The organism is Burkholderia sp. SIMBA_062 (assembly GCF_046534765.1).
In the GTDB taxonomy this organism is placed as follows: domain Bacteria; phylum Pseudomonadota; class Gammaproteobacteria; order Burkholderiales; family Burkholderiaceae; genus Burkholderia; species Burkholderia ambifaria.
In genome coordinates, this window is sequence record NZ_JAWRYD010000008.1 from 200,788 (window position 1) to 225,882 (window position 25,095).

25 protein-coding genes are annotated in these 25,095 nt (G+C 65.5%); 6 read left to right on the plus strand and 19 right to left on the minus strand.

All coding sequences use genetic code 11. The features are described from left to right. The first annotated feature begins 33 nt into the window (after nt 1–33). The 3 genes from SB786_RS11255 to SB786_RS11265 all read left to right on the plus strand — a co-directional run bounded on the left by SB786_RS11255 (nt 34) and on the right by SB786_RS11265 (nt 2,365). On the plus strand, nt 34–423 hold the full coding sequence (locus SB786_RS11255; RefSeq protein WP_410727510.1) for a YqjD family protein: 390 nt from the start codon (nt 34–36) through the stop codon (nt 421–423). Between the two features lie 76 nt (nt 424–499). Further along, a complete protein-coding gene (locus tag SB786_RS11260; protein WP_410727511.1) occupies nt 500–1,084 on the plus strand; it encodes a YSC84-related protein in 585 nt (194 codons plus the stop codon). Nucleotides 1,085–1,312: 228 nt separating this feature from the next. Further along, the gene (locus SB786_RS11265; RefSeq protein WP_410727512.1) at nt 1,313–2,365 is read left to right on the plus strand and encodes an AI-2E family transporter; all 1,053 of its coding nucleotides are present in this window, start codon (nt 1,313–1,315) and stop codon (nt 2,363–2,365) included. A gap of 9 nt (nt 2,366–2,374) precedes the next feature. On the opposite strand, the gene SB786_RS11270 is transcribed toward SB786_RS11265, so the two are convergent. The 19 genes from SB786_RS11270 to SB786_RS11360 form a co-directional block, all read right to left on the minus strand. Then, nucleotides 2,375–2,875 (minus strand): thioesterase, encoded by a 501-nt coding sequence (locus SB786_RS11270; RefSeq protein WP_410727513.1) that lies wholly within the window; start codon nt 2,873–2,875, stop codon nt 2,375–2,377. Nucleotides 2,876–3,041: 166 nt separating this feature from the next. Beyond that, nucleotides 3,042–4,058 carry an NADP-dependent oxidoreductase gene (locus SB786_RS11275; protein WP_410727514.1) on the minus strand — a complete coding sequence of 339 codons (1,017 nt, stop codon included), beginning with the start codon at nt 4,056–4,058 and terminating at the stop codon, nt 3,042–3,044. Nucleotides 4,059–4,093: 35 nt separating this feature from the next. After that, nucleotides 4,094–4,882 (minus strand): SDR family oxidoreductase, encoded by a 789-nt coding sequence (locus tag SB786_RS11280; RefSeq protein WP_410727515.1) that lies wholly within the window; start codon nt 4,880–4,882, stop codon nt 4,094–4,096. 214 nt (nt 4,883–5,096) lie between these two features. Next, entirely contained in the window at nt 5,097–5,279 is a 183-nt protein-coding gene (locus tag SB786_RS11285) for a hypothetical protein (RefSeq protein WP_410727516.1), read from the minus strand. Nucleotides 5,280–5,310: 31 nt separating this feature from the next. After that, nucleotides 5,311–5,898 carry a phosphatase PAP2 family protein gene (locus SB786_RS11290; protein ID WP_410727517.1) on the minus strand — a complete coding sequence of 196 codons (588 nt, stop codon included), beginning with the start codon at nt 5,896–5,898 and terminating at the stop codon, nt 5,311–5,313. An 81-nt stretch (nt 5,899–5,979) separates the two neighbouring features. Beyond that, a complete protein-coding gene (locus SB786_RS11295) occupies nt 5,980–7,296 on the minus strand; it encodes an Nramp family divalent metal transporter (RefSeq protein WP_410727518.1) in 1,317 nt (438 codons plus the stop codon). Between the two features lie 79 nt (nt 7,297–7,375). After that, nucleotides 7,376–8,143 carry a WecB/TagA/CpsF family glycosyltransferase gene (locus tag SB786_RS11300; RefSeq protein WP_410727519.1) on the minus strand — a complete coding sequence of 256 codons (768 nt, stop codon included), beginning with the start codon at nt 8,141–8,143 and terminating at the stop codon, nt 7,376–7,378. Next, a complete protein-coding gene (locus tag SB786_RS11305) occupies nt 8,140–9,351 on the minus strand; it encodes an aspartate-semialdehyde dehydrogenase (protein WP_410727520.1) in 1,212 nt (403 codons plus the stop codon). The genes SB786_RS11300 and SB786_RS11305 overlap by 4 nt, the downstream gene beginning before the upstream one ends. Continuing rightward, on the minus strand, nt 9,348–10,154 hold the full coding sequence (locus SB786_RS11310) for a heparin lyase I family protein (RefSeq protein ID WP_410727521.1): 807 nt from the start codon (nt 10,152–10,154) through the stop codon (nt 9,348–9,350). The genes SB786_RS11305 and SB786_RS11310 overlap by 4 nt, the downstream gene beginning before the upstream one ends. Nucleotide 10,155: 1 nt before the next feature. Then, entirely contained in the window at nt 10,156–11,175 is a 1,020-nt protein-coding gene (locus tag SB786_RS11315) for a glycosyltransferase family 4 protein (RefSeq protein ID WP_410727523.1), read from the minus strand. A 98-nt stretch (nt 11,176–11,273) separates the two neighbouring features. Continuing rightward, nucleotides 11,274–12,437, minus strand: a complete 1,164-nt coding sequence (locus SB786_RS11320; RefSeq protein ID WP_410727524.1) for a hypothetical protein — start codon at nt 12,435–12,437, stop codon at nt 11,274–11,276. A 139-nt stretch (nt 12,438–12,576) separates the two neighbouring features. Next, complete coding sequence (locus SB786_RS11325) at nt 12,577–13,395, minus strand: glycosyltransferase family 25 protein (RefSeq protein WP_410727525.1); 819 nt, start codon at nt 13,393–13,395, stop codon at nt 12,577–12,579. 10 nt (nt 13,396–13,405) lie between these two features. Further along, nucleotides 13,406–14,725, minus strand: a complete 1,320-nt coding sequence (locus SB786_RS11330; protein ID WP_410727526.1) for an oligosaccharide flippase family protein — start codon at nt 14,723–14,725, stop codon at nt 13,406–13,408. A 16-nt stretch (nt 14,726–14,741) separates the two neighbouring features. Then, nucleotides 14,742–15,998, minus strand: coding sequence for a UDP-N-acetyl-D-mannosamine dehydrogenase (gene wecC, locus SB786_RS11335; protein ID WP_410727527.1), 1,257 nt, complete (start codon nt 15,996–15,998; stop codon nt 14,742–14,744). 30 nt (nt 15,999–16,028) lie between these two features. Further along, nucleotides 16,029–17,207, minus strand: a complete 1,179-nt coding sequence (gene wecB, locus SB786_RS11340; protein ID WP_410727528.1) for a non-hydrolyzing UDP-N-acetylglucosamine 2-epimerase — start codon at nt 17,205–17,207, stop codon at nt 16,029–16,031. A gap of 19 nt (nt 17,208–17,226) precedes the next feature. Continuing rightward, the gene (locus SB786_RS11345; RefSeq protein ID WP_410727529.1) at nt 17,227–19,479 is read right to left on the minus strand and encodes a polysaccharide biosynthesis tyrosine autokinase; all 2,253 of its coding nucleotides are present in this window, start codon (nt 19,477–19,479) and stop codon (nt 17,227–17,229) included. 39 nt (nt 19,480–19,518) lie between these two features. Continuing rightward, nucleotides 19,519–19,968, minus strand: coding sequence for a low molecular weight protein-tyrosine-phosphatase (locus SB786_RS11350; RefSeq protein ID WP_410727530.1), 450 nt, complete (start codon nt 19,966–19,968; stop codon nt 19,519–19,521). Further along, entirely contained in the window at nt 19,965–21,011 is a 1,047-nt protein-coding gene (locus SB786_RS11355) for a polysaccharide biosynthesis/export family protein (RefSeq protein ID WP_410727561.1), read from the minus strand. Before SB786_RS11355 ends, SB786_RS11350 begins: the two co-directional genes overlap by 4 nt. A 221-nt stretch (nt 21,012–21,232) precedes the next feature. Then, nucleotides 21,233–22,648, minus strand: a complete 1,416-nt coding sequence (locus SB786_RS11360) for an undecaprenyl-phosphate glucose phosphotransferase (protein WP_410727531.1) — start codon at nt 22,646–22,648, stop codon at nt 21,233–21,235. 349 nt (nt 22,649–22,997) lie between these two features. Between SB786_RS11360 and SB786_RS11365 the strand changes: the two genes are divergently transcribed. From SB786_RS11365 to SB786_RS11375, 3 genes are all read left to right on the plus strand, one after another. After that, entirely contained in the window at nt 22,998–23,234 is a 237-nt protein-coding gene (locus SB786_RS11365; protein ID WP_410727532.1) for a hypothetical protein, read from the plus strand. A 327-nt stretch (nt 23,235–23,561) separates the two neighbouring features. After that, nucleotides 23,562–24,482 carry a LysR family transcriptional regulator gene (locus SB786_RS11370; RefSeq protein WP_410727533.1) on the plus strand — a complete coding sequence of 307 codons (921 nt, stop codon included), beginning with the start codon at nt 23,562–23,564 and terminating at the stop codon, nt 24,480–24,482. Between the two features lie 117 nt (nt 24,483–24,599). Beyond that, nucleotides 24,600–25,001 carry an OsmC family protein gene (locus SB786_RS11375; protein WP_006758771.1) on the plus strand — a complete coding sequence of 134 codons (402 nt, stop codon included), beginning with the start codon at nt 24,600–24,602 and terminating at the stop codon, nt 24,999–25,001. Nucleotides 25,002–25,095 lie beyond the last annotated feature (94 nt).

Sequence of the window (25,095 nt, forward strand, 5' to 3'; positions counted from 1 at the left end):
GCCTGTAAATCAAATCGAAGGAGGATAAACACCATGGCGCTCACCGACTCGATCGAACACAAGCTGGATCGCGGCCTGTCCGAAATCCGTCGCACCGGCCGGCGCGTCGGACGCACGACGCGTTCGGCGGCCCACGACCTGCATGCGGACGTGACCGACGATCTGCGCGGGCTGGTCGACGAACTGGAGGACCTGCTGAAGAACGACGGCGACGGCGATATCGCCGCGCTGCGCAAGCGCGTGCAGGCGCGGCTCGACGAAGCGCGCAGCACGCTCGACTACGCGTCGGGCACCGCGGCCGCCCGGCTGCGCGAATCCGCCGAACGCGTGTCGCAAGTCGTGCACGACAACCCGTGGCAGACCGCGGGCGTCATCGCGGGCCTCGCGTTCGTCGCCGGCCTGCTCCTTTCTTCCCGCCGTTGAACGGGGCCGGCCGCCCCGCTGCACGCATCCCTGCCCGGACCGTCCGTCCGCAACCCGACAACGAAGGAGAATCGTCATGCAGAAATCCCTCGCCCTGAAAGCCGCCACCGCCGTCATGCTCGGCAGTCTCGCCCTTGCCGGTTGCACCACCACGTCCGACAAACCGGACAACGCAGCAGCCAGCGCGTCGAAACGCCAGTCGATCGACGCGAGCGTGAACGCGACGCTGTCGCGCCTCTATTCGACCGTGCCGGGCTCGCGTGAACTCGTCGCGAAGTCGCGCGGCGTACTCGTGTTCCCGAACGTGCTGCAGGCCGGCTTGATCGTCGGCGGCCAGTCCGGCAACGGCGCACTGCGCGTCGGCGGCAACACCGTCGGCTACTACAACACGTCGTCGCTGTCGGTCGGGCTGCAGGCCGGCGCGCAGTCGAAGGCGATCGTGTTCCTGTTCATGACGCAGGATGCGCTCGACTCGTTCCGCAAGTCCGAAGGCTGGTCGGCCGGCGCCGACGCCTCCGTCGCGGTCGTGAAGGTCGGCGCGAACGGCGCGATCGACTCGAACACGGCCACCGCACCGGTCCAGGTACTGGTGCTGACCAACGCCGGCCTGATGGGCGACCTGTCGGTGAACGGCACCAAGGTCACCCGGCTCCACATCTGACGATCCGGCGCGGCGCCGCCGCGTCCCTTCCCGGCAACGCCGCGGCTCCGGCCGCGGCGTTTTCGCGTGCGCGGCGCGCAGCGGCTATGATGGCGACACCTTTGCGGGCATACTGCCGGTCGGGCCGCCTGCAGCGTGCTTCGCCGCGAACCCGTGAGGTTCGCGAGGCGATCGCGCCCGAGGCAACGAGATTCAATCAAACCAGGCATCAATCTGCGCGAACCATCCATGGATAGCGGACACGATCACCAAAAATTCTTCTATTTCCTGCTGTTTGCGGTCACCGTCGGACTGTGCTGGATACTCGCGCCGTTCTCCGGCGCCGTCTTCTGGGGCACCATTCTCGCGATCCTGTTCCAGCCGGTGCAGCGTTGGCTCGCCGCGCGTTTCGGCAAGCGGCGCAACCTCGCCGCGCTCGTGTCGATGTCGCTGATCATCCTGATCGTGATCCTGCCGCTCGTGTTCGTCACGGCCACGCTCGCGCAGGAAATCGCGTACGTGTACCAGGAACTGAAAGACGCACCGCCGAATTATTCGCGGTACTTCCATGACATCATTCACGCGCTGCCGACGTCGATCCAGAACGTGCTGCAAAAATACGGGCTGTCCAACATCCCCGGCATCCAGAAGAAACTGACCGACGGCGCCGCGCAGATCAGCCAGTTCGCGGCGGCCCAGGCGTTCAGCATCGGCCAGAACACGTTCCAGTTCGTCGTCAGCTTCGGCGTGATGCTGTACATGTTGTTCTTCCTGCTGCGCGACGGCGGCGAGATCGGCCGCCGCGTGCGCCGCGCGATACCGCTCGACGAAGAGCACAAGAACCTGCTGCTCGTGAAATTCACGACGGTGGTGCGCGCAACCGTGAAAGGCAATATCGCGGTCGCGCTCGTGCAGGGCGCGCTCGGCGGCCTGATCTTCTGGATCCTCGGGATTCAGGGCGTCGTGCTGTGGAGCGCGCTGATGGCGTTCCTGTCGCTGCTGCCGGCGATCGGCGCGAGCCTCGTGTGGATACCCGCCGCGCTCTACTTCCTCGCGATCGGCGCGATCTGGAAATGCGTGATCCTCGTCGCGTTCTGCGTCGGCGTGATCGGCCTCGTCGACAACCTGCTGCGGCCGATCCTCGTCGGCAAGGACACGAAGATGCCCGACTGGGTCGTGCTGATCTCGACGCTGGGCGGGATGGCGCTGTTCGGGATCAACGGCTTCGTGATCGGGCCGCTCGTCGCCGCGCTGTTCATGGCAAGCTGGGACATCTACGCGCGCGCCGAACAGGGGGAGTGACTCCGCGCGTCACGGATGACGAATCCTGATCACGACGGGCGCCACGGCGCCCGTTTGCATTTCCGGCCCGGCCACCGTCATCACGCCGCCATGCGGGCCGACGCGATGAGCGTTACCCGGTACGAGCGGCACGCTTCGATCGTCGCCAGCATCGCGCCAGGTCGCGCGAATCTCCGCTCCCGGCGACTGCACGAGCGGCGCGCCGTCCGGCCTCACGAGCGCCACCTGCGCACCCGGCAGGCGCCGGCCGTGCGCATCGAACCGGAGCGTCGCCGCCGTCGTGCTGCCGGCCGCTTCGATCGACGGCGCGTCGAATGTCACGTCGTACAGATCGACGAGCGCGCCGGTGAATCGCACGATGCCATCCGGATTCGCGTGCCCGGCCGCGCCGGCACCCGACATCGCGCATGCGATGCCGATTCCCGCTGCAACGATCCGCATGTCGCGCATACGCGGCATCGTTCGACCGCGCATCCGCGCCGATGCCGCGTGCATTGCCTTCGTTCGCATGTTCCGCCTCCCTTCTCGCCGGCGCCAATAAAAACGGCGGCGTGACGCGCATGTCACGCCGCCGTTTGCTGGCGATAACTTTAAGGAGAGCAACCGAAACAATATATGGGACAAGTCCTAAATCGATGTCCGCCTATTCGAACTCAATGCGCGCGAGCGCGGCCGCTCACGCGTCGGGATCGACGCGCAGCACGAGCTTGCCGCGATGGTCGCCGTCGAACAGGCGATTGAGCACGTCGGGGGCGTTTTCGAGCCCGTCGGCCACGGTTTCCTCGGCCTTGAGACGGCCGTCGCGCAGCCAGCCGGCGAGCGTCTGCACCGCTTCGCGGCTCTTGCGGTAGTCGAGGATCAGGAAGCCGCGCATCGTGATGCGCTTCGAGATCAGCACGCCGACGTCGTCCGCCGCGCGGCCGCTGTTGTAGTTCGAGATCACGCCGCACAGCGCGACGCGCCCGCCGATCACCATCCGCGACAACACCGCACGCATCACTTCGCCGCCGACGTTCTCGAAGTTCACGTGCACGCCGTCCGGCGTCGCCGCCTTGAGTTGCTCACGGAAATCGTCGGCCTTGTAGTCGACGGCCGCGTCGAAGCCGAGCGTCTCGGTCAGATAGCGGCACTTGTCCGCGCCGCCCGCGATGCCGACCACCCGTGCGCCGTGGATCTTGCCGATCTGGCCGGCGATCGAGCCGACCGATCCGGCCGCCGCCGACACGACGAGCGTCTCGCCGGGCTGCACCGGCGCGATGTCGGTCAGCCCGTAGTACGCGGTCAGCCCGCTCATCCCGCACGCGCCGAGCAGCGTCGGCAGCGGCAGGCCCGACTGCGCGGGCAGCTTCACGAGCTGCGCGGCCTGGTCGGCCGCGACGACCGCATAGTCCTGCCAGCCGACGAGCCCCTGCATCAGGTCGCCTTCCGCGAAACCGGCGTGGCGCGACGCGACCACGCGCCCGATGCCGAGCGCGCGCATCACCTCGCCGATCGCGACGGGCGGCAGGTATTGCGGCACGTCGCTCATCCATACGCGGTTGGTCGGATCCATCGACAGATACAGCACGCGCACGAGCACTTCGCCGTCGGCGAGCGGCGGCACGGGTGTTTCGACGAGCGAAAAATGTTCGCGGCCGACCCGCCCTTCCGGGCGCGTCTTCAGCAACAGCTGGCGGTTCACGGGTGTCGACACGATGTTCTCCTCCGGTTGGTGTGGGCGATTGCGCGTCAGACCGCGCACATGCCGCCGTCGATCACTAGTTCGGCGGCCGTCACGAAGCGGCTTTCGTCCGACGCCAGATAGACGGCCGCATGCGCGACGTCGTCCGGATCGCCGAGCCGGCGCAGCGGAATGCCGCGCGCGAGCCTGCGCGTCGCATCGCGTTCGCCGAGCGACTGGAACAGCGGCTCGACGATCCCCGTGCGAATGAACGCCGGATGAATCGAATTGCAGCGCACGTCGAGCTCGCGGCGCGCGCAATCGATCGCGACCGACTTCGTCAGCGACGCGACCGCGGCCTTCGACGCGTTGTACGCGGTGAATTCCGGCTCGACCTTGAACGCGGCCACCGACGAGATGTTGATGATCGACGCCGGCCGGCTCGCGCCGAGGTACGGCAGCGCATGCTTGCAGCCGAGCACGATGCTCTCGACGTTGATCGCCATCACGCGCCGCCACTCGTCGATCTCGATCTGCGCAGGCGTGCCGATCGACCCGACGCCCGCATTGTTGACGAGCACCGACAAGCCGCCCATCGCTTCGTTCGCCTGCGCGAGCAGCGCCTGCCAGCGCGCGTCGTCGCGCACGTCCTGCGTGGCCGCGAACGCGACAGGCGCCGCGTGCCCCGCATTCAGTTCGCGCGCGAAGGCGTCGAGCACGGCCGCGTCGGCGATGTCGGTCAGGAACACGCGCGCGCCCTGCTCGACCATCCGACGCGCGATCGCGCGCCCGAGGCCGCCGGCGGCGCCCGTGATGTACGCGCACTTGCCTGCGAGGCGCGAGGAAACGACTGTCATGGGACCTGCTCCTATCGTGAATCGTCGTGGCGGATCGGTGCCGCGACGGCGGTTGCCGTGCGCCGGCCGACGGCCGCGCGGCTTGCGCGAGTATAGCGAGCCGGCCGCACCGCGCCGCACCAATCGGGCAGGCCGCCGCTGCAGGCCCCGATCGAACGAACGCCAGCGTACGCGATTGCCGCCAATCGATGAAATGAATATTCGTAATGCCCGGTCATAGACACGGCTCATGGCCTTCGCAGCCGCGGCCGGTGCGACGTGCAGGCACCACGCGGTCGATTACCGCGAATGCCGATGCGACGACGAAGGCCGCACGCAGGCGTTTGCCGACGACAGCGAACGAATGGAACAGGAAATAACGCGCGGGCAGCGGCGCGCCAGCGATCGCATCCGGCACCGGGGCGCCGATGCCCCGGAACCAGCCGCCGTCAGAACCCGTCGCCGGACGTGCGCATGAACGCGCAGACCTGCGGGGAATGCGTGTCGATCATCTGCTGGAACGGTGCGCGATGTCCGTAAGCGATTCCGGACACGAGAAGAAGGCAGACGGCCGCGATGCGCGGCGAAAACGAGCGCTTGTGCGCGCGGACGTAGGCGCGCAGGAACACGAGCGCGACCAGCGCGCCGAGCAGCCAGCCGACGACGACTTCGGGAATCGTGTGCGAATGGTCGAACACGCGCGCGGCGGCCGTCACCGCGCCGACGGCGAGACCGGCCGCCACGCCCGGCGCGTTGCCCGGACGAAACGCCTGCCACAGCATCGACAGCGCGACGGTCCACACGGACGTCGACAGCATCGTATGGCCGCTGATCACGCGAAAATCGAACTGCGGAATCTCGACACCGCAGCCCGCATAGAGAATCTTGGTCGCCCCGACCAGGCTCATGCCGGCCGCGAGCAGCACGATCCAGCGCACCGCGAGCCGCCGGTTCGACAGCGCGAGCCAGACCGCGCACGTCAGCGCGACCGGCAGGGTCAGCGCGGCGTCGCCGAGGTTGCTGATTTCACTCCACATAATAGACATCGAACCGCTAGCGAAAGGCCGCAGTTTAACGCAAGCGCGCGACGGGCCTGTTTCAGCCCGTGACAGGCTGTATCAGCCCGCGACGCCCGTAATCAGCAGCAGGTTGGTGCCGGTGATGACGACGAACAGCGCCCATGCGGCGACCTGCATCTTGCGGCCGATCGCATGCTCGCCCATCGTGTTGCGATCGCTGACCGACCGGATCAGCGGCCACATCGCGAACGGCAGTTGCAGGCTCAGCAGCACCTGGCTCCAGACGAGCAGTTGCCCGACCGACCCTTCGCCCAGCCACAGCACGCCGATCAGCGCGGGCACCAGCGCGAGCCCGCGCGTGATCAGCCGGCGCTGATAGCACGGGATTTTCGTGTGCAGAAAGCCGTCCATGATCACCTGGCCGGCGATCGTGCCGGTCAGCGTCGAGCTCTGCCCGGACGCGAGCAGCGCGATGCCGAACAGCAGCGCGGCCGCGCCGCCCGCGATCGGCGTGATCAGCCGGTACGCCTGTTCGATGTCGGTGACGTCGTGCTGGCCGGTCGCATGGAACGCCGCGCCCGCGACGATCAGGATCGCCGCATTGACGAGCATCGCGACGAACAGCGACACGCAGGTATCGATCCGCACCAGCGCGAGCGTGTCGCGAATCAGGCCGCGCGCGCCGCCGACCACATGGCGCGTCTGTACGACCGACGAATGCAGATACAGGTTGTGCGGCATGATCGTCGCGCCGACGATGCCGAGCGCGAGCACGATCGCGTCCTTGCTGTCGTGGCCGGGGTTGCCCGGCACGAGCCCCTTCGCGACCGCATGCCAGTCGGGCGGCGTGATCGCGACCTGCGCGACGAAGCAGAACGCCATCGTCGCGATCAGCCCGAGCACGATCGCCTCGATCTGCCGGACGCCCTTGCCCTGCAGCCCGAGCACGATCACCGTGTCGAGCGCGGTCAGCACGATCCCCCACGCGAGCGGCACGCCGAGCAGCAGCTTGAATGCGAGCGCGCAGCCGAGCACTTCGGCGATGTCGCACGCGATGATCGACACCTCGGCGGTTACCCACTGCACGGCGCGGCCGAAGCGGCCGTAACGATCGTAACTGGCCTGCGCGAGATCCTTGCCCGCGACGAGGCCGAGCCGCGCGGCGAGCATCTGCAGGAAGATCGCGGCGAGGCTCGAGAACGCGACGACCCATAGCAGCGAATAGCCGAATTGCGAGCCGGCCTGGATGTCGGTGGCCCAGTTGCCGGGATCCATATAGCCGATCGCGACCAGCAGGCCCGGGCCGAAGAAGCGCTTGAGCTTCATCCAGCGCGACGCGCCGGCGTCGATCGTGATGCTGCCCTTTACTTCCGACGGGCAGAACGGGGCGGTGGCGGTAGTGGGGAGCAAGGGCATGGGCTTGACGCGATCAACAATGCCCTGATTGTACGGAAATGACGGCTCCGTGGGAGGAGCGCACACCCCGCCTGATTGGTCAATGCCCGGCGCGCCCCGTCGGCAGGCGCCGCGGCCGGGCCGTCATACGGGCGCGCAGCAGCATCCACGCGAATCGGCTGTTCGTCGTCCAGTAACGCTTCCACATGCGCCGCGGCTCCTGAAGCACACGAAACAACCATTCGAGACCGGCCTTCTGCATCCAGCCCGGCGCTCGCCGGACTTTGCCGGCAACGACATCGAACGTGCCGCCCACACCCATCACGAAATCGACGCCCATTTCGGCTTTCCATCGATTGATGAAATTCTCCTTTCGAGGTGACGTGATCGCGACGAAAAGCAGCCGTGCACCGGACGCGCGAATCATGGAAACCACGGCGTTCTCGTCGTCCCAGAAATAGCCATGATGGATCCCCGCGATCTTCAAGCGCGGATATTTCTTCTGGACGGCGCATGCCGCCCCGGTTACAACGGCATCGGTACCGCCGAGCATGAAGATCGGCAACGCCTCCTGCTGCGCCATCCGCAACAACCGATCGAACAGGTCGATGCCGGCGACGCGCTCGGCGACTGGATAGCCGAGCGTACGCGCGCCCCACACCACGCCCATGCCGTCGATGTTGATGATGTCGCACGCCCGCACCGACCCTGCCAGTTCCTCGTCGGCCTGCATATGGACCAGCTTTGCGACGTTGACCACCACATGCTGGGTGAATTGCCGATGCGCAATGCGGTTACGGATCAGTTCGACGGTCTCCGACATCGTCGCGACATCCATCGGACAACCGAACAACTCGATGCGGTTCATATGGCTTCCCGTTCAGGTAGACGTGCGTCGGCGGTATTGGCGGCACGCGCGCGGTTCGCGAGCAACGCGATCGAGTAGAACGCCCACGCCTGAGTCCACCGCAAATAGTCGATCCGGTTCGTGAAGCGTGCGCCGCGCTGGTAGACGAAGCGCCCCTTCGCCGGCATGTAGAGCGTTTCGACCGCGCGCTCGAATACGCGCACGGCCAACGCGTAATCCGCTTCCGACGTCGAGACCGTCAGCAACGTGATCAGCGCCTGAGCGACAGAGTGCATGTCGAGCGGCCAAATCGTGCCCTCGTAGTACTTGACGGTGCCGTCGGAGAGAAAAAACGTGTCGCGATAATAGGCGAGCCCGAGGTCGATCGATTCCGCAAACACCTGGGTTCCGCACGTACGTTGAAGCCGCTGCAGTGCTTCGAGGTTATATCCCGTATGGAATCCATCGACGAACCCGTGATGATCGCGCAGCCCGTACGCCCACGCGCCGTCCTCGCGCTGCATCGAGGCCGTCAGCCTCGCCGCCGACATCGCGCGTTCACGCATCGACGTGTCCCTGACGCGCACACCCGTTTCGGCAACGAACACCGCGCTCCACAGATTCGCGTTGTGGACAAAGGCACGCTCACCCGGGATGTAGGCGAAATAACCCGATCCTTGATGCGGCAGGTAAAGCGAATCAAGAAAATGGCCTGCATCGATCGCCACATCGGTGAATCGCGCTTCGCCGGTGGCGATGCCGAGCGCGTACAACGCACGCGCCACATAGCAGGTGCTGATCGCATTCGGCGTGCCGACCGGCACGAAGAACGCCCTCGCCGCCCAGTCGAAGTGATAGCCCCACGCGCTATGGCGCCAGCGCGTGCGGTCCACTCGGTGCGCCAGCAGCCAGTCGCCGAGTGCGCACGCTTCGTCGAGATCGGCCCCGTCGCCGGTCCGCTGTTCGCGCTCGAGCAGGCCGAGCACGACGAGGGCGACGCCCTTCGGATTGCGCATGCGCGGAACACCGAGGATCTGCCTGAAATTGAACGGGCTGCGCTTGTGCACTTGCAACCACGCAATGCTGGCCAACGGCAGTTTCGACAACCCCGTGCATCTGAACAAGCGGCTGTTCAAACCGTCGAACGGGTCGTGGCCGGCATGCGCGTGTCGGCGGCAATGCGCCAGCACGGCATCCGACACCTGCGCGGGATCCGGTCGCGCGCTCATTGCCTCGCCTTCCTGGCGCCCACCGCGACCTTGCCGAAGTACAGCGTTATCGCGTCGATATCCGACGGGTCCGTCTGCCAGCCTGGTTTATATACCCCGAATTTCAGATAGGCGTTCACGTCGCCGGGATACGCATTCGGCTTTCCGCTCCCTTCGAACACGCTCGTGCCGTTTTTCCACAGGTGCGTGATCGCGTGCTCGCCGCTTGCATCGGGCGTGTACTGGAGTACCCAGTCGACCCATTTCCCGCGATCGTCGGACGCGCAGCAAAGACTCCCGCCGTATCCATGGACGGTATTGGTCCCGCCGCGCACGGAGAACGTGTACGCGTTGCCGAGCAGCGTCAGCATGAACGGCGGCGACCCCGTCAGGCCGCTCTGGTGAATCTGCGTGATGATCTCCATCTGCTGACGGTCGAACGCAAAATCTCGCGGCAGGTAGGTGCGCCACCAAATCAGATAGTCGTGCCCGGGAGAGAAGACGACGTCGCGGGGCAACGTGAATTCCGCGCGCGGCAATCCATTGATCAGGTTCGCGAAGTTCTCGCTCTTTTGAATTTGCACGCGAATCGACCGACGTGCGGGATCCGCGGGATCCGCCACCCACGTGATGTCCGAGCGCCGGGCCTCCTGGAATTCGAGGTCGCCGATTCCGCTTCGCCAGTCGTTCGTGTAGATCGGCCGGTAGGACTCGACGTGCACCGATTTCGTCAAATCGGACGCAGCCGCCGTCGCGTCGGTCGCAGCCGCCACGCCGATGCACACCGCCACCAGTGCACGTCGAAAATCTCGCTTTGCATTCATATCAGCTCCCTCCGACCATGTGTCGATAACAATCCACATACCGAGCGACCACTCTCTCGGTCGTGTACAAACGATGTGCGCGCTCGCGGGCGGCCCGCCCCATTCGTTCGCGCAGCTCCGGATCGCGGGCAATGTCGCGAATGACGCGCGCGAGTGCCGCCGCATCGTCCGGTTCGACCAGGTATCCGGTCACGCCGTCATCGACCAGTTCGCCCAGGCCGCCCACGCGAGTCGCCACGACCGGTACTCCGTAAAACATCGCCTCCAGCGCGGCAATACCGAACGATTCGAACCGGCTCGGCAGACAGAACAGCGTCGCCTCTTGATAAAAGCGGGATTTGTGCGAACCGGCGAGCCAGCCGGCAAATCGAACGCGATCGGCCACGCCCAAGCGCTCGGCGTAGGCCTGCCACCGCCGTGTGTCGCCCTCGCCCGCCATCACGAGATCGATCGGCCCACTCGTCAGATTCACTGCCGCCAGCGCTTCGATCAACGCCTCGAGCCCTTTCTGCTCGGACAATCGACCGGCGAACGCGATGTACGGGCGGTCGGGTACCGCCACTGGCGACGGGCGCGCTTTCTGCGCGTCGACTGCCGTGTTCGAGATGACGCGGGCATCGTCTGCACCATTTCTGAACCGGTTCAGCACGCGTGCACACGCTTGCGAGACGCCGATCGCGGCATCCGCGCTGCCCACGAACCAGGCCGCCGCCAAGCGCGTCAACGGCCCCGCCCGATCCATAAAGCGATCGAAATTCCCCGAGTGAAGATGGAACACGACACGCCGCCGACAGAGTTTCGCGATCCGGCACAGGAGCAGCTTGCGGTAGAACGATCCTCGCTCGGAGACGTGAAAGTGCACGACGTCCACACGCCAGACGACACCGAGAAATCGCGCGACGTCCAGCCACGCGAAACCCGCCGCGTCGCGTACTTTACGAAAGCCGTGCGTTCCGAAGAACGCCATCTGAATCGACGCATTCGCAAATGCATCGCGCTGCGCCATCAGTTCGTCCAGCACCGACGCGACTCCGCCTCGCTGGCCGTACCCGGGGCCGACATGCAACACGCGTATCCGGCGCGTGCCGGCCGGCGCTTGCACGCTCATCGAAACCCTTGTCATATGCGCGCGCTCTCCCGGGCCGCCCGCTGCATGTCGCGCCGGATCATGACCGCGATCAGCCCGAGAAACGGACTGATGACGGCCGACCCCAGCACGTGCCCTGCCGTCGATGCCATGGCGAGCAGCACGGCAAAGAACAGCCGGCCGAATCTCCGCGATCCGGTTCGTGGCCCACGGCGCACGAAGGCGCGCGAGAGCGCGATGAAATACACGCTGAAAAGCGGCAATCCCAGCATCAGGATCAGATCGGGAATGTCGATCTCGACCATGTAGCGCACGACCGGATATCCGCCCGTCAGCAATGCGGCGAAATTGCTCTGTTCAAGATCGTCCCAGACGTTGGCGAATTTCAGATTGCGCCCGGAAAGCAGCAGCGTGAAGACCTTGTCGCTGCCGATACGTCCGCCCTGATGCGAGAAATAGCGCACGCTCAGTTCCACCGCGTCGTTCACCGCGGGAACGAACAGATACGCGAGGATCGCGGACGACACCAGCACCGCGATAGTCATGCCGACATAGCGGGTTGCCTTGATGGCGTCGAATCGGGCATAACAATAGGCGCAGGTCATCCCCAACGCACCGATCACCGCGCCTTTCGTCCCGGACAGCATCGCCGCGACCAGCATGCATGCCGTCAGCGCCGCGCTGCGCGCGCTCCAGCCGCGTGTCAGTGCATGCAGGTAGCCGAATCCGAGCGCAACGACGATCAATGCCGCGGCTTCGTTCTGGGCATAGACGATCCCCTTGTATCCCGATCGAATGTGCGTCTCCGCCTGATAGCTGCGGAACATTTCGATCGACATCGCCGCGCCCATCACGATCGATGCGCCGTAGATCAGCAGTACGACGAATACCGCGGATTCGATCTGTGCCAGGCGCCGGTCGCTGAGCAGGGCCATGGCCGCCGGATAGACGAAGAACGAAAACACCTTCAGCACGAATACGCTCTGCTCGATCACCTCGCGATCGGTCAGCGTCCCGAACACATAGGCGCCGAGCGTCACGCAGGCCGCCAGCATCGCCGCAATCGTCACGCGAACGCCCGACATCCTCGCGCGCAGCCCCGACAGCGTGACCGCCAGAAGGCTGGTGATCATCACACCGCGGACGAGCAACGAGATGCGCGCGTCGTCCCCGTGCGATGCCGCGCTGTTCGTCATGTAGACGGACAGGAAATCGCCGAGCGGCGACAGGACGAGGCCGATCCCGAGGATGGCCCATACCAGCGTCGCGGCGATTCGCGTGGCCGGATCGGTCACGCGTCGCGGCGAACGGGCGCCGTACGAGAAGCGAAGGCTGTCATCCATGGCGAGCGAAGAGTTTGTCGCGCGACGCGGTGATGGCCAGCGTCGCCACGATCAGCCAGCGAAACGCGGCGCGCACGACGCGCAGCGGTTTGAACAACAGTTCGAGCGCGCCGTGACGCCGCGGCGACAGCGCGGCGCGTCCCGCTTCGATGGCGCTCGGCATCGTCTCGAATGCCTCCCATACGGCATACGGGCGCAACTCGGCGATACGCAACCCGCCGTGATCCCGATGCCACGGCCAGTCGTCCAGCAAGGCCCCGACCGGGCCGCGCGCGTGTTCGAGCGCCTTGCGCGCGCCGTCCGCACTGATCCAGTAACCGACCGCTCCGCTCGTCCATTGCTTGAACGGCACGCCGATCTGAAGCCCGCCGATCCTCCGGGCCCGCTTCAGCGGCTCGTACAGATAGGCCTGCGCCGCGCGCTCGCGGGACAGCTTCGAGCGGCCCAGCAGCACGAGATCCGCATGGTACGAAAGCCACTCGCTCGGTGTCGACCGGAAACGCTCGAACAGCGCGTCGTCAAGCATCGCGTCATCCTCGAGGACGATCGCCGCACGCCCCGACCGCACGATTTTTTCCCACACGCGGACATGACTCATGAAGCAGCCGACTTCACCGCGGCTCAGCGGTCGTCCGTAGCGCGCGATGACCCGGGCCGCATCCGTCATGGCGGAACACGCGTGCGCGTCGAGCGCCCGTGCGTCGAATGCGTCCTCGAAGTCGAAATCGACGTCGTGACGGCCGACGGCTCGCCGAATCGTCGCGCGTCTCGGCGAATCGGCCAGCGAAATCACGTGAATGGCAAATGTCATGGAGCGTCCCTCATGCCTTCGCCCGTCGCGCGAAGTGTTCGCGCAGCGTCGCCGAGCGGACGGTCCAGATCGCGAAGGTCACGAGCAATGCGATCTCGGCAATCAGGTACGCGACAGCTGCGCCGACGGCGCCGGATCGCGGAACCAGCAGCAGTGCAAGCAATACGTTCAGCAATCCCGCCGCGAGCATCACACGGGCGCGTCGCCGCGTGCCGCCGAACGGCACCAGCACCTGGAGGCCGAGGAAATAGGCAAGATTGCCGAACAATGTCGACAGGCAGAGCACATTCACGACCGACGACGCGCCGGCGAACTTCTCTCCCAGCACGAGCCGGGTCAGCATGTCCGACATCGACAGGCAGATCGCGATGCCGATACCCGTCACGAACACGATCGCGATGCCGCCGGATACCGTGAGGCGCGCCGCCGCGCGCGCGCCTTCGGGCTGCCGATCCGCGAATAGCGCGGAAATGCGCGAGTAGAGAACGGTGTTGATCTGGGCCGGCACCATGTTGCCCGCGGTCTTGAGCTTGTCCGCGGCGGCGTACACTCCCACCTGATACGGCCCGGCGATCGCGCCGACGATCACCGTATTGGCGGCACTGAACAGGCTGACCGACGCGGTCGAGACGAACATGTCGGCACCCGCCATCAACTGCGCGCGAATCGCGCGCCAGGAAAGACGCCGGTAGCCCAGCAATCCCAGGCGACGGGCCATCAGCATCGACCCGCCTGCCGCGAGCACCGACGTCAGCGACTGAATCGCGATCGCCATGTCGACGTCAGCCGGCGAGCGGACCAGCCAGAATGTCAGCGGTAGCGCGACGAACCGGCTTGCCAGCGCGACGACGGTGAATGACGAGAACCGCTCGAGGCCCTGCAACAGCCAGTTGAGCGTCCAGACGTTCGCGATCACACCCAGCCAGCCGATCCAGATCGCCGTGGACATGGCGGCGAGCGTGCGGTCGACCCGCAGCACGACGGCCAGAATCGCACACGAAGCCACGCACAGGCACGCCTTCGCGCCGACGATCGACCAGACCAGCTCGCTCAACCGCCGCGCATCGCCACGGTATTGCGCGACCGCTCGCGGGCCGCTCAGGTTGAACCCCCACTCGGTCAGTATCGTTCCATACACCGTCAGCGCCGTCACATAGCCGACCACGCCGAACTGTGCCGGGCCGAGCACCCGCGTCAGATATGGAAACGTGGCGAGCGGAACGACATACATGCCGATCTGCCACAGCAGCATCGCGGCAAGATTGCGGCCGAGCCCCACCGCGCCCGGCCGCGAGCCGGACGAAGTCATCGCACGGGTTGCGTTCGACATGCGTGCCGTCATCGGATCAGGCCACCTGCCGTTCGCGCGCCAGCAACCCGCGCGTATCGATCACGATCTTCGTGTGCAGCTTCATCGGATCGATCCGCTTGAATTGTCGGTGATCGACGAGAATGACCACGATATCCGCACGCGCAAGCGCGTCGGCGATTTCGCCGAGCATCACGCGTCCTTCCAGCGACGCGGGGAGCTGACGGATGTTCGGTTCGACGGCGATGACCTGCCCGATCTCGCGATTCGCCAGTTCCCGGACGATGCCCACCGCGGGGCTTTCGCGCAGGTCGTCGATGTCGGCCTTGAACGCGAGGCCAAAGCATGCGATCACCGGCTCGCGAAAGCGTTTCGCGACATGCTCGATGCGGTCCAGTACGTAGTTCGGCTTGTCGTCGTTGACGGTACGCGCGGTGCGGATCAGGCGCGCGTGCTCGGGCGCGGAGTCGACGATGAACCACGGATCCACGGCGATGCAGTGTCCGCCCACGCCGGGCCCCGGTTGCAGGATGTCGACGCGCGGATGCCGGTTCGATAGCCGGATCAGTTCCCACACGTTGATATCGAGCGACTCGCAGATGACCGACAGTTCATTGGCGAACGCGATATTGACGTCGCGAAACGAGTTCTCGGTCAGCTTGCACATCTCGGCTGTCCGCGCGTCGGTCAATACGCACTCGCCGCGCACGAAGACCCGATACAGTTCGGCAGCCAGCTCGCTGCACCGGCGGGTCATGCCGCCGATCACACGATCGTTTTCCACCAGCTCGCGAATCACGTGCCCCGGCAGGACGCGCTCCGGGCAGTGGGCTATCCGGATATCCGACTGCTCGCCGGCCTGCTGTGGGAACGTGAGATCGGGCCGCATCGCGGCCAGCCAGGCGGCGATCTTCTCCGTCGTGCCGACCGGGGACGTCGATTCCAGCACGATGAGATCGCCCTTCTTCAGAACCGGTCCGATCGCGCGGCTTGCCGCTTCGACATAAGTCAGATCCGGCTTGTGTCCTGCGGCGAACGGCGTCGGCACCGCGATCAGGAAGGCATCGGCCGGCTCGATCGTGTCGGTCGCCCGCAGGTGTCCTTGCGTCACCGCCGCGCGCACGAGCATGTCGAGCTCCGGCTCGACGATATGCACCTCGCCGCGATTGATCGTGTCGACCGTCGCGCGGTTGACGTCGACGCCGACCACCGATTTACGTCGCGCCGCAAATGCAGCGGCAGTCGGCAAACCGATGTAGCCGAGGCCGATTACGGAAATGACATCGAAAGACATGATTGGATCTCGCTGTATCGTGATTGGGCTTCACACAAGCCGGCCGGCCAACGCTGCCATCGTGCGGGAATCGGACGGGGCGCACGTCAGCAGGTCGACGATGCGCTCGCTTGCGTGGCCGTCGCCGTACGGGTTGTGCGCCCGGCTCATCGAGCGGTACACGTCCGGGCACTCCCACAGCTGCGTGACCTCGCTCACCAGCCGGTGCGCGTCGGTGCCGACCAGACGGACCGTGCCGGCCGCGACGGCTTCCGGACGCTCCGTCGTGTCGCGCATCACGAGGACCGGCTTGCCGAGCGACGGCGCTTCCTCCTGTATGCCTCCCGAATCGGTCAGGATCAGCCACGCGCGACTCATCAGATAGACGAACTGCAGATACTCCTGAGGCTCGATCAGGATGATGTTTTCACTGTCGCCGAGCATGCGCGTCACCGGCTCGCGGACGTTCGGATTGAGATGCATCGGATAGACGATCCGGCACTCGGGAAAGCGCGTCGCGATCGTCGCCAGTGCATCGCAGATCTGTTCGAAGCCCGAGCCGAAATTCTCGCGCCGGTGCCCCGTGACGAGAATCATTCGGCGCTCGTCGCTCAGGAACGGAAATGCGGCACGCATTCGCGAGGCCAGTTCCGGCTCGCATGTCAATCGTTCGGTCACCGTCAGCAGCGCGTCGATGACCGTGTTGCCCGTCACGTGAATCCGGTCGGCACACACGCCCTCGGACAGCAAGTTCGCCTTCGACGTTTCGGTCGGCGCGAAATGATGTAACGCGAGCGCGCCGGTCATTTTGCGGTTGGCCTCCTCCGGCCAGGGTGCGTACAAGTTCCCCGTCCGCAGGCCGGCTTCCACGTGTCCGACCGGAATGCGGCGGTAGTAGGCCGCAAGCGAAGCACCCAGCGTCGTCGTGGTGTCTCCATGCACCAGCACGAGATCCGGCCGGAACGACTCGAGCACCGGATCGAGCGACGTCAGGATCTGCCCGGTCAGATTGCCGAGCGTCTGCCCGTTGCGCATCAGGTCGAGATCGAAATCGGGCACGATGCCGAACAGCCCGAGCACCTGATCGAGCATCTGCCGATGCTGCGCGGTCACGCATACCGCGCATCGCACGCCGACGCGGGACTTCAGGCGGCGCACGACGGGCGCCATCTTGATGGCTTCCGGGCGCGTGCCGAACGTGACGAGAATGTTTTCATGGCGGACGGTCATCGGCTTCTCCCTGAACGGCTCACATCCGCTCGACACGCGCTTCGACCTCGGCGCCTTCGTACGCATACGCGCCGTAGTTCCCGTACTGCGCGGATCGCAGCCCCGGCCTGAAGCCGTTGAACACGACGCCCGTTACCGTGGCGCCGACGCGCTCGATCCGCTTCACCGACTCGAGAATCTCGCCCTGACTCGTCATGCCGGAACGTGCGGCAAGCAGGATCGTGCCCGCGTGCAGCGCAAACACCGTCGCATCGGTGACCGGCAGCAGCGGCGGCGCATCGAGCAGGACGATGTCATAGCGATGCGAAACGTCCGCGAGCACCCTGGCGAGGTCGTTGGACGCGAAGAGTTCGACCGGTTGCCCCACGCGCGGGCCGGTGGGCAGGAAATCGACCTGCGGAGTCACACCGCGCACGATCGCCTGATCGACCGTGGCTTCGCCGCGCAGCACGCTGGACAAGCCGGGCGTCGACTGAATCCCGAAATCCTTTGCGAGACGCCCACGCCGCAGATCGCCGTCGATCAGCAGCACGCGCTTGTTCGACTGCCCGAGAAGCGCCGCGACGTTTGCCGAGATGAACGATTTGCCGATGCCGGCAGCCGGCCCCGTGATTAGCACCACGTTGTTCTTCGGCCGCTCGAGCAGTAGAAACTGCAGCGCCGTGCACAGGCTTCGCAGCGCCTCCACCGCCGGCTCGTGCGGCCGCGCCAATGCCAGGATCGTCGCGTCCTGGCTCGCGCCCGCACCGGCCCGCGTCAGTTGACGCTGAACCGGGCTCAGCGGAATCGTCGCGATGACGTTCAGACCACCGTCGCGCTCGATCTCCGACGGATCGGTCACCCCGCCGAAGAGCACCGCTCGCGCGATCGCGACGCACGCCCCAACCACCAGGCCGACCACGGCAGCCAGCACGACGACAAGCACCGGCTTCGGCCAGACCGGCTGATCCGGCACGATCGCGTGGTCGATGACGCGCACGTTGCCGATCTTGCTGGCTGTCGCGAGCCGCAACTGCTGGATGCTGTTGAGGAGCCCGACGTAGATTTCCGTCTGAACGGTCACGTCGCGTCGCAGCCGGACGATGTTCTGTTGCGCGTCGGGCAGGCGCTGGATCGCGTCGTTGAACGTGCCGGTGTTGGCCTTGGCCGCGGCAATCTGCTGGTCGAGCGACGCGAGTTGCGGGTGCTCGGGGGTGTACATCGACGCCAGCGCCTTGCGCTTCTGCTCCAGTTCGAACAACGACGTCTGCGCGCTGACCGACTGATTCAGCATGGACTTCGCCTGCTCGGTCAGGTCGATCACTTCATGCTTGGTCTGGTAGGCGTTCAGGCGATCCTCGACCGCGCGCAACTGCTTCTCGACGTCGGGAATCTGCTCATTCAGAAATCGCAGCGATTTCTCGGCGGTCGCCGCTTTCCGATCGGCATTCTGGCGGACGTAGTTGTCCGCGATTTCGTTCAGTACGCCGGCCCCCAGGACCGGGTCGTCGCTCTCATACGTGACGCCGATGACGCCGGACTGATCCTTGCCCTTTTCGGTGATCGTCAGGGCCTTCTGGAGCTTCGTCAGCATTTTCTGTTTCGAGAATGCCTTCAGGACGAATTGGGCGCCCGGGCGCCCTTCGATCGCCGCCACCGTCAGCGTCACATCGCCGGCCGGCGTTCCGACGTGCAACGGCACGCCGACACGGCCGACTGCATCGGCGTCCAGATCGCCACCCGAAAGACGATATTGGCCGTCACCCAGGAACGTCACGAAGAACCGGTCCTCGAGAAAATCCCGCGGCACCTCGAACGTCGGAACCGAAATGCGTTCGCCGCCCCATACGTACCCGCCTATCCCCAGCAGTCCCGGGCTCGAGAGCTTCTTGTTGAAGCGTGCGATCACCGCACCGACGATCGGGAAGTGGTTCGGCCTCGCTTCAATGGCCAGGTGCTGATCGACAACGACCGGTTCGGCGACGAGTCTGGATCGCAGGATTTCCATTTCGCCGTCATCCGTCGACTTGACGTCGAACAGCGAGCTGAGACCGCCGACGAGACTACCCGCCGCGCCGCCCATCATGTCGGCGCCGTTGCTCTCGACCTGCACGACGATGTCGACGCTGTACACCGGTTTCGCGACGAGCGTGTAGAGCCCGCCGAACAGGACGAACGCGCACGTCACGATGCCGATGATCCTGGCGTTCTTGATCATCATGTCGGCGATGCCTCGAATGTCGACTTCGTCCGAGTCTCGCGAGAAATGGGGTGTTGCTTTCATGGAGTTCATGGTGACTGCCGATATCCTTGCGCTCGCGAGCCGGGTGGCTCAACGGGCACGCTCGATCAGGTTGCCGATGCGCTCGACCCAGTCGTTGACGCCGTGCTCGATCAGCGTCAGCGCATAGTCGTAACTGCGCTGCGAACGGCGATACGGATCCGCCACATCGGATGGAAAGGCTTCGGCGATGCGATAGATGCGCCCTCGCGCCGCCGGGTGGAAACGCTCGATCGCCTTGCGTTGCTCGAGCTCCATCACGAGAATCAGGTCCGCCGCGCTGCACATGCGCTCGTCGAGACGCCTCGCGCGATGTCCGGACATGTCGATTTCCCGTGCCTTCAGCAGCGCCGCGGCAACGGCGTCGATCGCCATACCGTCGCGGGCCGACAGGCCGGCCGACGAGACCGACACGTCGGGAAGCAAGCGCTGGAACAAGCCCTGCGCCATCGGGCTGCGACACACGTTGCCGTGGCAGACGACGAGCAGATGCTTGATCATTTCGAGACGATTGCCGCGGTCATGCCCGCATTGATCGCGGGCAACAACAAGCTCAGAACCCGGCTGAACCGGACGAGCCCGTTCCCGTCGACATAGACGACATCTTTCGGTCGCAACTCGAACTGGTTCGCGAGCACCATCGATACCGGCGATCGCGCATCCAGGTGATAGACCTGCGGCGCTTCGCCCTGCGCGCCGCGGATCACGTAGAGCTGCGCGGCGTCGGCGCTCGCGCTGTTGAGGCTGCCGGCCTGGGACAGTGCATCGCTCAGGGTCAGCTTGCCGGTTCGCAGCGGCAGTGCCGTCACCGGCCTGGTGACCTCGCCCATCACGTAGACGCCGTTGTCCTCGCGCGGCACGACCCGAAGCGAATCGCCGTCGCGCAGCAGAATCGACGCGGGATTCACGTCGCGTACAAGCATGCCCGGGAGGTCGAGCGGGTACGACACGCCATCGCGCACGAGGACCAGATGGCTCTGATCCGCCGTCGGTGCGAATCCGCCCGCCCGATTGACCGCCTCGAACAATGTCATCGGAATATCGTTGATCGGTACATTGCCCGGCGTACGAACCTCGCCGTCGACGTAGACTTGCTTCGCCCTGAACGATGCGACCCGGACCATGATCTTCGGCGTGACAAAGTAGCGTGCCATCGCATGGGTGATCGCGTTGCGTGCGTCGTCGATCGTCAGTCCGGCCACCCGCACGTTCCCCGCATACGGCACCTGCACGTTGCCAACGTAATCGACGACGAAACCTTGAGGCGGATCGAACGGTCGTCCGTTGGTCTGTTGCGGCGCGCCCTGCGCCTGCGTCAGTTCCGGATGATCCCAGACGGTGATCTGAAGAACGTCGCCGGCCCCCAGCGTATAGGGTTGCGCCTTTCCGGCAAGCGCTTTGAAACGCGCGCCGTCGTCGCTGCTCGCGGCCGCGCCGAGTTGGCGAATCAGGGTCGCGTTGATCTCTTCGATCGGAATCCGCATCGACTCCGCAGGAACCTTCCCGTCTCCGCCGGATACCGCGAGCGTCGCGGGTCCGGTCATGCGCATCCCCGGCGCGACTGCACATCCGGACAAAACCAGACATGCGCCGGCGATGAGCGTGGTTGTCCAGCGACCGCGCAGGCCAGGCGAGCCGGAATGGACAGCTTGTTTCACTCGATTGTTCATGATTCCGATTTCATCGACGTTCTTGTACACACCCGCCGCCCCTCGTCGCTCCAGCGGCACTCCGACCCGGCACGAACCCTCGCGCCGCCGCGCCATCAATACGCATTGCTCCCCGCGAACCCTTTCAGAATCGTGGCCCCCACAATCCGCATGTCCAGCCCGAACGACCAGTTCTGCAGGTAGTAGAGATCGTGCTCGACCCGCCCCTGCATCTTTTCGAGGCGATCGGTTTCACCGCGATAGCCGTTGACCTGCGCCCAGCCTGTCATGCCCGGCTTGATCCGGTAGCGCTGGATGTAGCGATCGACGACCTTGCGATACAGCTCGTCATGCTCCAGCGCGTGCGGGCGCGGCCCGACGATCGACATGTCGCCCTGCAGCACGTTGATGAACTGCGGCAGTTCGTCGAGACTCGTGCGCCGCAGGAACCGCCCCAGCGGTGTGATGCGCGCATCGTGACGGGTCGCCTGCCTGACGATGCCCGGCTGCTCCGCGTGCAGCCGCATCGTGCGAAATTTGTAGATGCGGAACACGCGGCCGTCCGCGCCCTTGCGGCGCTGCCTGAAAAACACCGGCCCGCGCGACGTCGCCTTGACGGTCAACGCGATGACCAGCATCGCCGGCATCAGCGCCACGAGCGCGAATGCCGCGAAGCATCGATCGAAAATCTCCTTGCTCAGCAGCGCGTGCGGCGGCAGAGGCGACGCGGCGAGATTGATCGCCGGCACGCCAAGCACGTCCGTGAGTGCACTGTCGAACAACGACAGCGCACTGACGTCCGGCATGAAGCGGATGTTCACGAGTTCGTCGCGGAATTCGGATACGAAGCGCAGGATCGTGCGCTCCTCCGACAACGGCAGCGCAAGCCACAATTCGCGCATGCCTTGCTGGCGCACATAGGCAATGAATGCGGCATCGCTCTCGAAAGTCGCGATGCCCGACACCGGCCCGGACGCGGCGCGATCGACGTCGAATACCGCTGCCGCACGAAATCCGCTCTCAGGCGAGCGCGCGATCGTGCCCAATACGCGACGGCAATATTCGCCCCGCCCGACGACAGCGACCGATCGAAGGTTCATCCCCGCATGCCGCAACCGGCGCAGCATCGCGTGTACGGCGAGTCTCACCACGACGAGTGCGGTACCCGTCATGCCCGTCCAGTATGCAAACCACAGCCGCGACACCGCCTCCGACTGGTGAAGCGTGAACGTCACCACCAGCGCGCCACCCTGCGCGATCAGCCAGGCCAGCGCCAGTCTCCCGGCAAGCCTGTACGGCGAACGCCCGCGCCACGACTGGTACACGCCGAACATCGGAAACAGCATCAACGAAAACGCACACGAGAACGCAACGACCGATGCGTCGAGCCGGACATTCACGACCGCGGCGAACCGCAAGTGCGCAGCCAGCACCGCACCGAACACGATCAGCATCAGATCGACCGAACGCGCGGCGGCCCCTGGGGCACTCGCCGCAACCGTCCTGTACTCGACATGTGGCGTTTCGCTCATCTTGCCCCCGCATTCGCGACGTGATCGACGACGCCGGCATACCCGCACCGAGTCCATTCGACGCGCGGTGCCGCCACTGCGCGCCGCGGCAATCCGGATGCCGCCCGATAGCAGATCGTCATATCAGGACTCCTCTTCATCGTTTTCCATGAGACGGAAAACGACGACTTCACCTTATTGATCCGGACTGGCAATCACAGCATGACGCACGCATTGCCGCGTGCGCGTACGCCGCGTCGCCTGCGCGGTAAAGCGGCGTATGCCGTGATGCGATCGACGGTTAAATCAGGGATGCGGGCCCCGGTGCTGCTGCATCTGCGGGACTACCCGCCTGCTGCTTGCAGGGCGAATGGATGGCATCGACGGCATTTCCCCGGCGCCGACACCTAAAGTAGGAATTGATTTCATGATTGGTCTTGATGTTATTGATGTTAAATACTGCGGCACGCACGGAAATAAGCAGAAAGCATGCCAATCTCAAAATGCGGATGCACGTCCGTTCCATATCCGATGGAAATCCTCGCGAAATCCGTGGATTACGCGACGTCCTTCAGGAATCGGATTGCGCGGTGAGCGACGCGCGTGACGCGTTGCAAGCCCGTCGTTACGTTACGCGCCCCGTAACATGTGGCGTAACGCACGCGGTTTCAGGTACGAAGACGAAAAATCGAATTCTCTTTGCAGGATTAGAAACACGCCGTGCATCCCGGCTTCGCATTTTCTTATTTGCCCGGCATCCACGAAAGTGCGTCGGAATGCGTAATTCGATCCATGCAAACGTTGTCGCACACCAAAACGCAGATATCGGTACTGACCGACGGCGCGACGTTCGACCGCCCACGTGCCCGCGCGCTCGGCGAGCACGGTCGGGCCGTTCTAGAATCGGACCCATTCCCACTTCGGTTCCGCGTCCGTGCCCGCCGATCATCGTCTCGACCTGAACCTGTTCCGCGTGCTCGATGCCGTCTACGTGAACGGCGGCATCGGCGCGGCCGCCCGCGCGCTGCACCTGACGCAGCCGGCCGTCACGCATGCGCTCAACCGGCTGCGCGCGCATTTCGACGACCCGCTGTTCGTCCGCCAGGGCAACCGCGTCGTACCGACCGAGCGCACGCGCGCGATCATCGCGGACGTGCAGCTTCACCTCGCCGGACTGCAGCGCACCGCGCGCGACCCGTCGGCGTTCGACCCGGCGACGCTCGACCTGAGCATCGCGGTCGGCATTCGCGACGTGCTCGAATCGATCGCGCTGCCGCAGATCGTCGCCGCGTTCGCCGACGAAGCGCCCGGCCTGCGATTCGTGAGCCGCCGCGTCGCGGTGCACGACATCGAACGCGAACTCGCGTCGGGCAATCTCGATCTCGCCGTCGATCGACGCGTGCAAACCGGCCCGCGCATCGCGACCGAACACCTGCTCGACGATTCGCTCGCCGTCGCGATGCGGCACGATCATCCGCTGACGAACGGCCCGCTGCGGCGCGCCGATTATTTCGCCGCGCGGCATATCGCGGTGTCGCCGCTCGGCGAACCGCAATCGCTCGACGTGCTGCTCGGCAACGACGGGCGCTTCCGGCACATCCAGCTCGTGTGCCAGCATTATTTCGCCGCGTGCCAGATCGCGGCGGCGGGCGACCTGCTGCTGACGCTGCCGCGCTCGTATGCGCGGCTCATGGCGGCGTTGCTGCCGGTCGCCGTGCAGCCGCTGCCGCTGCGGCTCAAACCGTTTCCGCTGCTCGCGTACTGGCACGAATCGCGCGAGACCGACCGCGCGCATCAGTGGGTACGCGAACGCGTCGCCACGCTCGTGCGCAGGACTGCCGGCGTCGGCTGCTGATCCGGTCGAGCCTCGTCGAAGCGCGCAGCGCCCGTGCTTTTTGCCGGGACGGTATGCTGACGGCTCGTACGCCGCGCATCGTCGCGGCCTCTCTTTCCCGCTTAACGGAGATTTGCCATGCCGCTCATCCACGCTGCCGCCGCCCTCGCCGCCGACGCGCCCGACTACGTCGTCCAGCTGCAGGCCGGCACGCATGCGCTGACCGGCGACGAAGCGCCGCGCGAAGGCGGCCAGGGCCTCGGGCCGGCGCCGTTCGAGTTCGTGCTCGCCGGCCTCGCGCAATGCACGGCCGCCACGCTGCGCATGTACATGCAGCGCAAGACGTGGCCGGCCGTGCGCATCGACGTGCATACCGAGCTCCATGCCGATCGCGAAGGCCAGCAATACGTGCGCCGCACCGTCACGCTCGATGGTCCGCTCGACGACGCGCAGCGCCAGCGTCTCGCGGAAATCTGCGAGAAGACGCCGGTAACGCTGTTCATCAAGCGCGGCACGCGCATCGAAACGACGCTGAACTGACGCGCGCCATGCCGGGCGTGCCGGGAGCACGGAGTCGAACGGCATTCGCACCGCGGCGCCGCACGCGATCGACGCATCACAAACAAAACGGGCG